Source organism: Delftia sp. WY8 (assembly GCF_018437695.1).
GTDB classification, from domain to species: Bacteria; Pseudomonadota; Gammaproteobacteria; order Burkholderiales; family Burkholderiaceae_C; genus Comamonas; species Comamonas tsuruhatensis.
The window spans coordinates 1,070,118-1,082,404 of record NZ_CP049795.1 but is presented as its reverse complement, the minus strand read 5'-3'; the positions used below and the strand labels follow the sequence as shown (position 1 = coordinate 1,082,404).

Below are 12,287 nucleotides of genomic sequence, written 5' to 3'. Positions count from 1 at the left end.
GCGGCGCGCACAATGAAAGCCACCCCTCGACAGCTCAAGGAGATCGCTGATGTTGGCCCAACGCTGGATGTGGATTGCCTGGCCGGCCTTTCTGGCCGCCGCCGTGATGGAGATGCTGGTATTCGCCTTCGTGGACCCGCTGGAGCTGCACTGGCTCGGCGACCTGGGCTGGTCGCGGCAGGGAATCTACACGCTGGCCTTCTTCGCCTTCTGGGGCGTGACCATGCTGTCCAGCCTCATGACCACCATGCTGGGACGCTCCACGCACGATCTCAACGACGGCGTGGTCTCCGAGCCGGACCCAAATCTGGCCATGCAGGGCCTGGGGCGCGATTGAACCTGCGTGCACTGCAATGGCAATGAACAAGGCCCGCGATCGCGGGCCTTGTTCATTGCCGGGGGGCGGGGCCTTGCGGCCTCACTGGCACTGCTGGCTGTTGACGATGCGCTTGAGCGCGTCCGTGTCCAGGATGCGCAGATGGCGCTGGCGCACCTCGATGATGTTTTCTTCGGCAAACTTCGAGAAGGTGCGGCTCACCGTCTCCAGCTTCAGGCCCAGGTAGCTGCCGATTTCCTCGCGCGTCATGCGCAGCACCAGTTCCGACTTGGAAAAGCCCCGGGCGTGCAGGCGCTGCACCAGGTTGAGCACGAAGGCGGCCAGGCGCTCCTCGGCACGCATGCTGCCCAGCAGCAGCATCACGCCGTGCTCGCGCACGATCTCGCGGCTCATGACCTTGTGCACATGGTTTTGCAGGGCCGTGACCTCGCGCGACAGGTCCTCCAGCTTGTCGAAGGGCATGACGCAGACCTCGGCGTCTTCCAGCGCGACCGCATCGCAGGTGTGGTGGTCGTTGACGATGCCATCCAGGCCGATGATCTCGCCGGCCATCTGAAAGCCCGTGACCTGGTCGCGCCCGTCCTCGGTGGCCACGCAGGTCTTGAAGAAGCCCGTGCGGATGGCGTACAGCGAGGTGAAGGACTCACCGTTGCGAAACAGCAGGCCGCCGCGCTTGACCTTGCGGCGCGTGGCCACGATGTCGTCGATGCGCTGCATCTGCTCGGCATCCAGGCCCATGGGCATGCACAGCTCGCGCAGGTTGCAATTGGAACAGGATGCTTTGATGGTCTGAAGGTTCATGGAGTAAACATCAGCGGCGCAGCAGTGCGCCGGCGGTGACCTCGTGGATGGCGATGAGTTGGATCAAATTGTCGCAGCACTGCCGCGAACAACTCTTGATATGAGTCAAGGACGCGGCCAATGGGCTGCGGCACAGTGGACGACATTAGAGGAAAAAACCCATGACCGCTGTCACCCCAGAGCTGCTGCGTCGCTTCGACGTACCGGGGCCCCGATACACCTCGTTCCCCACGGCCGATCGTTTCGTGGAGGCTTTCGGTGCTGAAGACTATATCCTGGCACTTGAACACCGCAAATCGAGTACCGCAGCGCGAGCCATGCCTTTGTCGCTGTATGTGCATGTGCCGTTCTGCGAGTCGCTGTGCTACTACTGCGCCTGCAACAAGATCGTGACGCGCCACCACGATCGCGCTGCCGTCTACCTGGACTACCTGGCGCGCGAGATGGCCTTGCACACGGCCCATTGCGGCAAGGGCCAGGCCGTCAGCCAGTTGCACCTGGGCGGCGGCACGCCCACCTTCTTCTCGGACGATGAGCTGCGCACGCTGATGGCCCTGCTGCGCGAGCATTTCAAGCTGGAGCCGGGCGGCGAATACTCCATCGAGGTCGATCCGCGCACCGTCAGCGTCGAACGCCTGGCCGTGCTCAAGGAGCTGGGCTTCAACCGCCTGAGCTTCGGCGTGCAGGACTTCGACGAACAGGTGCAGATCGCCGTGCACCGCGTGCAGCCGGCCGAGCAGGTGTTCGCGCTGGTGGCAGCGGCACGGCAGCTGGGCTTTGCCTCCATCAACGTGGACCTGATCTACGGCCTGCCCAAGCAGACGCCCGAGTCCTTCGAGCGCACGCTGGCCCAGGTCAATGCGCTGCGGCCCGACCGTATCGCGCTCTATGCCTATGCCCACCTGCCCGAGCGCTTCAAGCCGCAGCGGCGCATCGCGGCCGAGGACCTGCCCCAGGGCGCCGACAAGCTGGCCATGCTCTCGCGCTCCATCGCGGCCTTCATGGACGGCGGCTATGTCTACGTCGGCATGGACCACTTCGCCTTGCCCGAGGACGCGCTGGCCGTGGCCAAGCGCCAGGGCCGGCTGCATCGCAACTTCCAGGGCTACAGCACCCAGCCCGACTGCGACCTGATTGCGCTGGGCGTGTCGGCCATCGGCAAGGTGGGGGCCAGCTACAGCCAGAACGCCAAGACGCTGGAGGAGTACTACGACGCCATCGACGCCGGCCACCTGCCCGTGGTGCGCGGCCTGGCACTGTCGCGCGATGATCTGGTGCGGCGCGCCGTCATCATGGCCATCATGTGCCAGGGCGCCGTGCTGTTCGAGCCCATGGAGCAGGCCTGGCTGCTGGGCTTTCGCGAGTACTTCGCCCCCGAGCTGGCGGCGCTTCAGGACCTGCAGGCCAAGGGGCTGGTGCAGATCAGCGACGAGGGATTCCAGGTCACGCCCATGGGCTGGTACTTCGTGCGTGGCGTGGCCATGCTGTTTGACCGATATCTGCAGGCCGACAAAAACCGGGCGCGGTTTTCGAGGATCATCTAGGCCCCATGCTGTTGTCGCTGCTCTGGACCGCTTTGATCATGGGGCTCGTCGGCGGGCCCCATTGCCTTGCCATGTGCGCCGCGCCCTGCGGCGTGGTCACGGGCGGGGCGGGGCAGGGCACGGTACAGGGTGGTGGGCAGGTGGTCGCCGTCCATGGACTGCAAAGCCGGCTGTGGCTGCGCACGGCGCTGTTCCATGGCGGGCGGCTGGCCGGCTATGCCAGCCTGGGCGCTGCCTCGGCGCTGGCCATGGAAAGCCTGTCCTGGCTCACCAGCCAGACCACGGCGCTGCAGCCGTTCTGGACGCTGACCCATGTCGCCGTGATGGCCTGGGGCCTGGCCATGATGGTGCAGGCCCGCCAGCCCGCCTGGCTGGAGTCTGCGGGCCGCGCCGCCTGGCGGCGCGTGCAGCCCTGGGTGTCCGCCCCTGGCGGCACGCTGGCGGCGGGCTATGCCTGGGCGCTTATGCCCTGCGGACTGCTGTATTCGGCCGTGCTGGTCGCCGCGCTCAGCGGTGGCCCCTTGCAGGGCGCATCGGCCATGGCGGCCTTTGGCGTGGGCAGCGGGCTGTGGCTGGTGGCCGGCCCCTGGCTGTGGCGGCTGGGCCGCCAGCGCCTGAACGGCCTGCGTGCCGAATGGGGCACGCGGCTGGCCGGCCTGATGCTGGTGGGCGTGGCCGTGTGGGCGCTGTGGATGGACCTGATCTACAAGCCCAGTCTCTGGTGCCGATGAACAACAGCGGGGGACAGACTTGGTCCTGAGGGTCGCGGATTGCCTGCAAGGCCCTCAGAACTGGAGATAATGCCCGAATCATCGGCTTACATTTGCCGATTCCTTCAGCCTCGGGGCCGTTGCCGCGCGTGAACCATTCCGTCCTCATCGATATCCGAGACCTCCGTCCGGGCATGTTTGTCCAGCTCGATGTTGGATGGCTGAACCATCCCTTTCCGGTCAGCAGCTTCAAGATCACCTCCAGCGCACAGATCCAGACCCTGAAATCCCTGGGCCTGGAGGCGGTGCGCTGCGTTCCGCACAAAAGCGACGCCTGGCCGGCCGAGGTGCGCACTCCGCCGCCGCAGCCGCTGCCCGCTGTGGCGGCCGCTGCAGCCGAGCCCGCCGAGGAACCCTCACCCGCAGCGCCGCTGCTGCTGTCCGTGCCCAACTGGCGCGGCCGGCTGGAGGACTGCAATGCGCGCTTTCAGAAGGTGGAGCGTGGCTATGTGGCCATCGAAACCACCCTTGCCAGCGCGCCCGAGCAGGCGCGCATGCCCACCGAAGCCCTGGTCGACGGCTGCCTGGCCGAACTGGCCGGCCCGCAGGACGTGGCGATTCACCTCCTGTCCGATGGCGTGGGCAGCAACCAGAGCGTGCATGCCGTCAACGTGACCGTGCTCGGCCTGCTGCTGGGCCGCGCCCTGGGCCTGGAGGCTGCGCTGCTGCGCGACCTGGGCCTGGCGGCGCTGCTGCACGATGCCGGCAAGCCGGTGGCCGGCGCCGAAGGCATGCACGGCCTGGCCCTGGAGTCTTCCGTGCCCGACGCGCTGCGCGACCGCTACGAGCGCCATGTGGGTGAATCGGTCGCCATCGCCATGCGCATGGGCCTGTCGGCCCAGGTCACCACCGCCATCGCACAGCACCATGAATGGGCCGACGGCACGGGATTCCCGCTGAGCCTGGTGGCCGAGGACATGGAGCTCACGGGCCAGATCCTGGCCCTGGTCAACACCTATGACCGCCTGTGCAATCCCGGCGATGCGCAGACGCCGCACACGCCGCACGAGGCGCTGTCCATGCTGTTCAGCCGGCTGCGCGACAAGTTCGCCGCGCCCGTGCTCAATGGCTTCATCCGCATGATGGGCGTGTTCCCGCCGGGCTCGGTGGTGGAGCTGACCGATGGGCGCCATGCCATGGTCATGTCCGTCAATGCATCACGGCCGCTCAAGCCTTCGGTGATGGTCCATGACGCCAGCGTGCCGGCCGCCCAGGCGCCCGTGCTGGCGCTGGAGCTGTTTCCCGCGCTGGGCATACGCCGGGGCGTGGCTCCTGCGCAGTTGCCGCGCGACGCGCTGGACTATCTGTCGCCGCGCCGGCGTGTCTGCTATTACTTTGAACGGGCGGTGGAATTGGATCCGCCGAAGGTGGCGTCTTGAACAAGCAAGCGCTCAACCGCGCCTGGCCCCGCCTGCTCGATGCACTGCAGGAGGCGCTGTGGCTGATCGATGCCCGCAGCCTGAAGGTGCTGCGCGCCAACGCCGCCAGCGAATCCGTCACCGGCTATGAGACCGATGCCGCCGTGGGATTGCCCGTGCAGGTGCTGGCCGCCACGCCGCAGCAGCAGGCGTTCTGGAGCGACCCTTTCAACTGGCAGGCCGGCGCCCAGTTCATTTCCGAGGTGCGCCGTGCCGACGGCCAGCTGGCGCCCGTGGAGATGCGCGTGCGCGCGCTCGACGGCGAGGTGCTCCTGGTCAGCATGCTGGACAGGCGCGAGCAGGCGCTGCACGAGGCCGAATTCGAAAGCCTGCTGGGCGAGTTGCGCGCCACGCTGGAGTCGGCGGCCGACGCCATCCTGGTGTGCGATCCCGATGGCCGCATCCGCGCCTTCAACCACCGATTCGCCACGCTCTGGGGAATTCCCGAGGCGTTGCTGGTGCGCCGCAACGACGCGGCCATCCTTGATCACCTGGCCGGCCAGGTGCGCGATGCCGAGTCCTACGCGCAGCAGTTGAAGCTGCTGTCGGCCCAGCCCCTGATGGAAGCGTCCGACGTACTGGACCTGCGCGACGGCCGCATCCTGGAGCGCCGCGCCGTGCCCCAGCTGCGCCGGGGCCTGCCCATGGGGCGCATTTTCTCCTTCCGCGACATCACGGCCGAGGCCCAGACCCAGGCGGGCCTGGAGCTGGCTGCGCGGGTCTTCGAGTCCAGCCTGGACGGCATCTTCATCGCCGATGGCCACATGGACGTGGCACGTACCAACCCGGCCTGCGAACGCTTGCTGGGCGGCATGCCCGTGCAGGGCCGCACGGTGGAATCGCTGTTCGAAGCCGCCGAAGACCCATCCGACACGCTGGGCGACCTGGCCCGCATACAGTGGCATCAAGGCGGCTTCTGGGAGGGCGACCTGTGGCTGCGCCAGGCCGGCGGTGCGCGCTGCGCCGTGCGCCTGTCCTGGGTTCCGCTGCGCAATGCGCAGGGCGACGTGGTGCAGAGCATCGGCTTCATGCGCGACCTCACCCAGCAGCGCGTGGCACAGCAGCGCATCGAACAGCTGGCCTACAGCGACGCGCTCACCGGCCTGCCCAACCGGCTCAATCTCACGGAGCGCGTGGATGCGGCCATCGAGGCCGCACGCGCAGGCGGCACGGTGTTCAGCATCCTGTTCATCGACCTGGACCGCTTCAAGATCATCAACGACTCGCTGGGCCACCAGTTCGGCGACCGAGTGCTCAAGCTGGTCGCGCAGCGCCTGAGCGACTGCATGCGGCCGGTAGACATCCTGTGCCGCCTGGGCGGCGACGAGTTCGTGCTCTACCTGCACGGCTGCAACGCCGAGCTGGCTGCAGCGGTGGCCAGGCGCATCCTGCAGGAGATGGAGCGGCCCTTCCTGCTCGACGGCCTGGGTTTTTCCGTGCAGTGCAGCATCGGCGTGGCCCAGTACCCGGCCGACGGCCTCACGCTGGACGAGCTGATCCGCCAGGCCGACACGGCCATGTACCGCGTCAAGGAGCGGGGCCGGGGCCATTTCAGCTTCTACCAGCCGCAAATGAGCGCGGGCCTGCTGTCGCGCATGAAGCTGGAGCATGCCATGCGCCAGGCGCTGGAGCATGGCCGCATGGCCGTGTACTTCCAGCCCCAGGTGCACATCGACAGCGACCGCATCGTCGCGGCCGAGGCGCTGCTGCGCTGGACCGACCCCGAATTCGGCGTGGTCTCGCCCGGTGTCTTCATCCCGCTGGCCGAGGAGTCGGGCTACATCGTCACGCTGGGCGCCTGGGTCATGGAGCAGGCGGTGCAGGAGGCTGCGCGCTGGCAGAAGCAGGGCATGCCGATCAAGGTGTCGGTCAACGTCTCGGCGCTGGAATTTCGCCAGTCGGGCTTTGTCGAGCGCGTGACCGAGCTGCTGCGCCGCTACGGCCTGGAACCCCATCTGCTGGAGCTGGAGCTGACCGAAAGCATCCTGCTGCAGGATGCACAGGACATGGCGCTGCGCGTATGCCAGATCGCCGATCTGGGCGTGGGCATGGTCATCGACGACTTCGGCACCGGCTACTCCAACCTGGCCTATCTGAAGAAGCTGCCCATCTCCAAGATCAAGATCGACCAGAGCTTCGTGCGCGGCCTGCCCAGCGACGAGGGCGACCAGGCCATCGTCGGCGCCATCATCAGCCTGGGTCTGGCGCTGGGCGTGGAGATCGTGGCCGAGGGCGTGGAAACGCACGAGCAGCTGACGGCCATCCACCGCATGCAGGGCCACTATTTCCAGGGCTTTCTGTGCGCGCCGGGCCTGCCGCGCGAGCAATTCGGCGAATGCCTGCAGGCCCAGCGCGCCGGCATTGGCGCCATCGCCTACCGGCAGAGAATGGCCCAGGTGGCAAGCGCTCAGCTGCCCGCGCTCAAGCCCTTCCAGAGCATGTAGGCGGCCAGGCCGAACAGCAGCGTGGCGAAGATCCGCTTGAGCTGGGCCACGGGCAGCCGGTGCGCGGCCCGCGCGCCCAGCGGTGCGGTCAGCACGCTGCAGCAGGCCAGTGCCAGCAGGGCCGGCAGCCACAGGTAGCCCAGCGAGTATTCGGGGCGCCCCGCGTCACCCGCGCCTGTGAAGATCAGGCCTGCCGCATTCACCACGGCAATCGGAAAGCCCAGCGCCGCGCTGGTGCCCACGGCCATGTGCATGGGCACCGAGCAGCGCATCATGAAGGGCACGCTGATGAAGGCCCCGCCTGCCCCCACCAGCCCCGAGATGAAGCCCAGGCCCGTACCCGCGCCGTACAGCCCCAGCGGCCCCGGCAGGGCGCGCGTGGCCGTGGGCTGGCTGTTGCTGCGCAGCATGCGCAGCGCCATGTAGCCGATGAACACGCCAAAGAACAGCGCCAGGTACTTGCCACGCAGCAGTGCGAAGACTCCCAGGCTGGCCAGCAGACCGCCCGTGATGATGCCCGGCGCCAGGCTGCGCACGATGTCCCAGCGCACGGCGCCGCGACCGTGGTGGGCGCGCAGGCTGGAGATCGAGGTGAACACGATGGTGGCCATGGCCGTGGCGATCGCCATCTTCACGGACAGGTCCGGGCCGACCCCGCGCTTGTCGAGAAAGTAGGTCAGAAACGGCACAAGCACCATGCCGCCGCCCACTCCCAGCAGGCCGGCCAGGAAACCGGAGCACAGGCCCAGCAGGGCCAGTTCGAGAAACAGCAGATCAGGCATGCGGCGGCAGATCGGTAGTGAGGGGGCGGGCAACAAAAAACCCGGCGCACCGTGGAGGTGCGCCGGGTTGGAATCAGGTGTCTGCAAAGACCACCGGGCCGTCATCCTGAACCGGGGTTCAGGGGGGCAAGGGCAGCCAGACGTTGGGTTCATCTGACGCGAGACGATCACGCTCGAATGGCAATGTACCAAGCCCGGGCTCATAGAGCATTGGTCCAAGGAACTATAAAGCCCGGCGGGTTTGCAGACGCCTCCATTCTAAGGCCGTTGATCAGGCCCGCGATCAAGTTCTTTGAACGGCATGGGCTTTTCATTGACATGGGCGATGCAATGAAAACAGCCTCCGAAGAGGCTGTCGTGCGGGGCAAGGAAAGGCAGCGGCGGCCCAGGCTCAGATCAGCCGCGCATCGCCCTCCAGGGCCTGGTCCAGGCGCAGCACCAGTTGCTCGGCAAGGGCCTGCTGGCGCGCACGCTCGGCCAGCTCCTCGGGGCTGGGCTCGGGCGGCTGGGATGGGGCGTTGTGCTGGGAAGCGGCTTCGTCATGCAGGGACTGCATCTCGGCCTGGGCCGTGGCCATGGCGCTTTCCTGGGCTTCGCGGTCCAGCACGTCGAAGGCCATGTTCAGCGCGGACAGCACGGCCACGCGCTCGCGGGAGCGGACCTTGCCGCTGTCGCGGATGCGGGTCATGGCCGTGTCCACACGGCGCACGGCTTCGAGCAGACGCTCTTCCTGGCCATCGGGGCAGGTCAGCACATAGCTTTGCTGCAGGATTTGCACTTCGATCTGCTTCATGGGCGTTCGGGGCGTCGGCGGTTGCGAAGGGGTCAGGCCCCCTGGTTGGAGGGCAGGCGCTCGATCAGGGCATCGACGCGGGCCCGGGCGGCGTTGAGCCGCGAGCGCAGCGAATCACGCTCCTGGGTCAGGGCCGCCACCTGCTCGGCGAGCAGCGCATTGGTGCGTTGCAGTTCCTCGTGGCGAACCAGCAGGCGCTCCACGCGCTCTGCAATGTGGTCGAGGGAAGTCTGGGAGGTCATAGACGCTGAGATTGTAGGACGTGCGAACGAAGTGAGCACATTCCGTGGAAGTATCCGAGGAAACCTGGTAACAGGCAGGCGTACACGGCTTGACGTCAGCGCCTTGCTCGGGTATTGGAGAGCGAGCGCCAGACTGTCTCACAAAATCGTAGCGCCATCTGTAGGACTCGTCTGCTTCGGCGGGATGTATTGCGTAAGCATTGGTTGCGGCCGCGGTGCGGGCGCGCACTACAATGCGCCGCGCGGAGCGAACACATGAACATTGACCTTGGCCAGGGCGGGGCACGCTGCCCGGCGCTGCTGATCACTTCCACGGCTTCGGGCCAGGGCAAGACCACGCTGACGGCTGCGCTGGCGCGGCTGCATGCGCGCCAGGGCCGGCGCGTGCGCGTGTTCAAGTGCGGCCCCGACTTCCTGGATCCGCACTGGCATGAACTGGCCAGCGGCGCGCCCGTGCACAGCGTAGACCTGTGGATGACGGGCGAGTCCGACATGCTTGCACGCCTGCACGCAGCCGCCTGCGAGGCCGATCTCATCCTGGTGGAAGGCGTCATGGGGCTGTTCGACGGCACGCCCTGCGCGGCCGATGTGGCCGAGCGGCTGGGCCTGCCGGTACTGGCCGTCATCGACGCCTCGGGCATGGCCGGCACCTTTGGCGCGCTGGCCCATGGCCTGCAGCACTATCGGCCGGGCCTGCGCTGGGCCGGCCTGCTGGCCAACCGCGTGGGCAGCGCCCACCATGCCGATCTGCTGCGTGCCGGCCTGCGCGATCCCTCGCTGTGGCTGGGCGCGCTGGCGCGCGTGCAGGGCAAAGGCGCCGCCTCGCTGCTGCCCGAAAGACACCTGGGCCTGGTCGCCGCACATGAACTGGACGATGCGCTGGTGCGCCTGGACGTGGCCGCCGACGCGCTGCAGGCCACGCCGCTGGGCCAGTTGCCCTGGCAGGCCGGGCCGGGGCAGGGCGCCAGCTGGCAGGACTGGTCCGTGGATTTTGAGCTGCCTGCCGAACGCACCGAGCAGGTGCAGCCCTGGCTGGCGGGCCGCACCGTGGCCGTGGCGCGCGATGCGGCCTTCAGCTTCATCTATGCGGCCAACCTCGACTGCCTGCGTGCCATGGGCGCGCGGCTGGCGTTTTTCTCGCCGCTGGCCGGCGAGCGCCTGCCGGATTGCGATGCGCTGTGGCTGCCCGGCGGCTATCCCGAGCTGCACCTGGATGCTCTGGCCGCCAATGCCGCGCTGCGCGGCGACATCGCCGGCCACGTGGCTGCCGGCCGCCCGGTCTGGGCTGAGTGCGGCGGTATGCTGGCGCTGTGCGAGCGACTGACCGACACCGCGGGCCGGACCACGGACCTCTGGGGCCTGTTGCCCGGCCATGCCTGCATGCAGCCGCGCCTGGCGGGACTGGGCATGCTGCAACTGCCCACGCCCTGGGGCCTGCTGCGCGGCCACACCTTTCACTACAGCCGGCTGGAGACTTCCATGACCGAGGCCGGGCGCAGCAGCCGTCCGGGACAGGACGCCCATCCCGACCGGGGCGAGGCGCTGTACCGCCACGGCAGCGTGCATGCCAGCTATTTCCATGCCTGGTTTGCCTCGCAGCCGCGTGCCGTGGCCGCGCTGCTGGGCGCCGACATTCATCCGGGGACCGCGTGATGACCGAGCCCATCTCCACCGTTTCGCTTCCCCGCAGCCAGCTCATTGTGGGCGGCCAGAAAAGCGGCAAGTCGCGCCGCGCCGAATTGCTGGCGCGCGCCTGGCTCGATGGCGCACCGGACCGCGAGGCCGCGCTGATCGCCACCGGCCAGCCCTGGGACGACGAAATGCGCGAGCGCATCGCCCGCCACCGGCGCGACCGCGCCGAGCGCGTGCCCGGCATGGCCACGCTTGAGGAGCCCCTGGACCTGGCCGCCATGCTTGCGCGGCACAGCACGCCGCAGCGCCTGCTGGTGGTGGACTGCCTGACGCTGTGGCTGACCAACTGGATGATGCCGGCCCAGCCTTCCGAGGAACTGACGCGTGGATGGTCGGGCCAATGTGCGGCCTTTCTTGACGCCTTGCAGGGCGCGCCCGGTCCGGTGATCCTGGTCGGCAACGAGATCGGCCTGGGCGTGATCCCGCTGGGATCGCAGGTGAGGGCCTTCGTCGATGCGCTGGGCGTGCTCAACCAGCGCGCGGCGCAAAGCTGCGAAACCGTCACGCTGATGTGCGCCGGCCTGCCGTTGGCGCTCAAGGGCCCGCAGCCGTGAGGCCATGGCGTCTTGCCTTCGCGGGGCCGGGCCTGGCCCTGTGCCTGGCGTTGGCCCAGCCTGCGGCGCGGGCGGCCATCCAGGTCACCGACGGGCGGGGTGTCCAGGTGGAGCTGCCCGCGCCGCCGCAGCGCATCGTCAGCCTGCTGCCCTCGCTGACCGAGACCGTGTGCGCGCTGGGCGGCTGCCAGCGCCTGGTCGGCGTGGACCGCTATTCGAACTGGCCGGCCCATGTGAAGACCCTGCCTGTGGTGGGCGGCGGAATCGATCCCAACATTGAGGCCATCGTCGCGCTCAAGCCCGATCTGGTGCTGGTGTCCATGGCATCGCGCTCGGTGGCGCGGCTGCAGGCCTTGGGCCTCAAGGTCGTGGCGCTGGAGCCGCGCACCCATGCCGATGCGCAGGCCGTGCTGCGCACCGTGGGCCAGTTGCTGGACCTGCCGCCCGAGCAGGGTGCCGACCGGGTCTGGGCCGCCATCGAGGCGCGCATGCAGAAGGTGGAGCGCAGCATGGCCCCCGCGCTGCGCGGGCAGACCGTGTATTTCGAGGTCAACCGCGGCCCCTTTGCCGCAGGCGAGTCCTCGTTCATCGGCGAGACCCTGGCGCGCCTGGGCATGCGCAACATCGTGGGCGCGCAGCTGGGGCCGTTCCCGCGCATCAACCCTGAATTCGTGGTGCGCGCCGACCCGGACTTCATCCTGGGCGGCGACCGCAGCCTGGGCACTTCGGGCGAGCCCTATCCGGGCTGGGGCCGCATGCGCGCCATGCAGGCCGGGCGCGTCTGCCGCTTTGAACCGGCCGAGCTGGACGTGCTGGTGCGCGCCGGACCACGCATGGCCGAGGGCGCCGCGCTGATGGCGCGCTGCCTGAACAGGGCCGCACGGTGAGGCAGGCCCGCAGGCACCACAGC

12 protein-coding genes are annotated in these 12,287 nt (G+C 68.3%); 8 read left to right on the top strand and 4 right to left on the bottom strand.

The features are described from left to right. Positions 1-49: 49 nt before the first annotated feature. Positions 50-337 (top strand): hypothetical protein, encoded by a 288-nt coding sequence (locus G4D77_RS04845; RefSeq protein WP_016445204.1) that lies wholly within the window; start codon positions 50-52, stop codon positions 335-337. 81 nt (positions 338-418) lie between these two features. Here G4D77_RS04845 and fnr read toward each other — a convergent pair whose 3' ends face one another. Beyond that, positions 419-1,138: a fumarate/nitrate reduction transcriptional regulator Fnr gene (gene fnr, locus G4D77_RS04840; RefSeq protein ID WP_016445205.1), complete on the bottom strand. Its 720-nt coding sequence runs from the start codon at positions 1,136-1,138 to the stop codon at positions 419-421. A 161-nt stretch (positions 1,139-1,299) separates the two neighbouring features. Here fnr and hemN point away from each other — a divergent pair, with 161 nt between their 5' ends. The 4 genes from hemN to G4D77_RS04820 all read left to right on the top strand — a co-directional run bounded on the left by hemN (position 1,300) and on the right by G4D77_RS04820 (position 7,314). Then, positions 1,300-2,682: an oxygen-independent coproporphyrinogen III oxidase gene (gene hemN / locus G4D77_RS04835; protein WP_016445206.1), complete on the top strand. Its 1,383-nt coding sequence runs from the start codon at positions 1,300-1,302 to the stop codon at positions 2,680-2,682. A 5-nt stretch (positions 2,683-2,687) separates the two neighbouring features. After that, complete coding sequence (locus G4D77_RS04830; RefSeq protein WP_017406349.1) at positions 2,688-3,413, top strand: sulfite exporter TauE/SafE family protein; 726 nt, start codon at positions 2,688-2,690, stop codon at positions 3,411-3,413. Between the two features lie 173 nt (positions 3,414-3,586). Further along, on the top strand, positions 3,587-4,831 hold the full coding sequence (locus G4D77_RS04825; RefSeq protein ID WP_016453077.1) for a cyclic di-GMP phosphodiesterase: 1,245 nt from the start codon (positions 3,587-3,589) through the stop codon (positions 4,829-4,831). Further along, entirely contained in the window at positions 4,828-7,314 is a 2,487-nt protein-coding gene (locus tag G4D77_RS04820) for a bifunctional diguanylate cyclase/phosphodiesterase (RefSeq protein ID WP_154834742.1), read from the top strand. Before G4D77_RS04825 ends, G4D77_RS04820 begins: the two co-directional genes overlap by 4 nt. Here the strand turns inward: G4D77_RS04820 and G4D77_RS04815 are convergent. The 3 genes from G4D77_RS04815 to G4D77_RS04805 all read right to left on the bottom strand — a co-directional run bounded on the left by G4D77_RS04815 (position 7,278) and on the right by G4D77_RS04805 (position 9,131). Next, positions 7,278-8,096: a sulfite exporter TauE/SafE family protein gene (locus G4D77_RS04815; RefSeq protein WP_016445210.1), complete on the bottom strand. Its 819-nt coding sequence runs from the start codon at positions 8,094-8,096 to the stop codon at positions 7,278-7,280. The two genes, G4D77_RS04820 and G4D77_RS04815, sit on opposite strands and share 37 nt — an antisense overlap. Before the next feature lie 391 nt (positions 8,097-8,487). Beyond that, on the bottom strand, positions 8,488-8,889 hold the full coding sequence (locus tag G4D77_RS04810; RefSeq protein ID WP_016445211.1) for a cell division protein ZapA: 402 nt from the start codon (positions 8,887-8,889) through the stop codon (positions 8,488-8,490). Positions 8,890-8,921: 32 nt separating this feature from the next. Continuing rightward, entirely contained in the window at positions 8,922-9,131 is a 210-nt protein-coding gene (locus G4D77_RS04805) for a hypothetical protein (protein ID WP_012204637.1), read from the bottom strand. A gap of 255 nt (positions 9,132-9,386) precedes the next feature. On the opposite strand from G4D77_RS04805, the gene G4D77_RS04800 reads away from it, so the two are divergent. From G4D77_RS04800 to G4D77_RS04790, 3 genes are read left to right on the top strand one after another with little or no spacing between them, the layout of a single operon-like run. Continuing rightward, entirely contained in the window at positions 9,387-10,784 is a 1,398-nt protein-coding gene (locus tag G4D77_RS04800) for a cobyrinic acid a,c-diamide synthase CobB (RefSeq protein WP_154834741.1), read from the top strand. Continuing rightward, a complete protein-coding gene (locus G4D77_RS04795) occupies positions 10,784-11,377 on the top strand; it encodes a bifunctional adenosylcobinamide kinase/adenosylcobinamide-phosphate guanylyltransferase (RefSeq protein WP_016445213.1) in 594 nt (197 codons plus the stop codon). Before G4D77_RS04800 ends, G4D77_RS04795 begins: the two co-directional genes overlap by 1 nt. Beyond that, a complete protein-coding gene (locus tag G4D77_RS04790; RefSeq protein ID WP_154834740.1) occupies positions 11,374-12,264 on the top strand; it encodes an ABC transporter substrate-binding protein in 891 nt (296 codons plus the stop codon). The genes G4D77_RS04795 and G4D77_RS04790 overlap by 4 nt, the downstream gene beginning before the upstream one ends. Positions 12,265-12,287 lie beyond the last annotated feature (23 nt).

Coding starts and splice junctions, on each gene's coding strand:
- G4D77_RS04845 (WP_016445204.1), top strand. CDS start 50: ATGTTGGCCCAACGCTGGATGTGGATTGCCTGGCCGGCCTTTCTGGCC.
- fnr (WP_016445205.1), bottom strand. CDS start 1,138: ATGAACCTTCAGACCATCAAAGCATCCTGTTCCAATTGCAACCTGCGC.
- hemN (WP_016445206.1), top strand. CDS start 1,300: ATGACCGCTGTCACCCCAGAGCTGCTGCGTCGCTTCGACGTACCGGGG.
- G4D77_RS04830 (WP_017406349.1), top strand. CDS start 2,688: ATGCTGTTGTCGCTGCTCTGGACCGCTTTGATCATGGGGCTCGTCGGC.
- G4D77_RS04825 (WP_016453077.1), top strand. CDS start 3,587: ATGTTTGTCCAGCTCGATGTTGGATGGCTGAACCATCCCTTTCCGGTC.
- G4D77_RS04815 (WP_016445210.1), bottom strand. CDS start 8,096: ATGCCTGATCTGCTGTTTCTCGAACTGGCCCTGCTGGGCCTGTGCTCC.
- G4D77_RS04810 (WP_016445211.1), bottom strand. CDS start 8,889: ATGAAGCAGATCGAAGTGCAAATCCTGCAGCAAAGCTATGTGCTGACC.
- G4D77_RS04805 (WP_012204637.1), bottom strand. CDS start 9,131: ATGACCTCCCAGACTTCCCTCGACCACATTGCAGAGCGCGTGGAGCGC.
- G4D77_RS04800 (WP_154834741.1), top strand. CDS start 9,387: ATGAACATTGACCTTGGCCAGGGCGGGGCACGCTGCCCGGCGCTGCTG.
- G4D77_RS04795 (WP_016445213.1), top strand. CDS start 10,784: ATGACCGAGCCCATCTCCACCGTTTCGCTTCCCCGCAGCCAGCTCATT.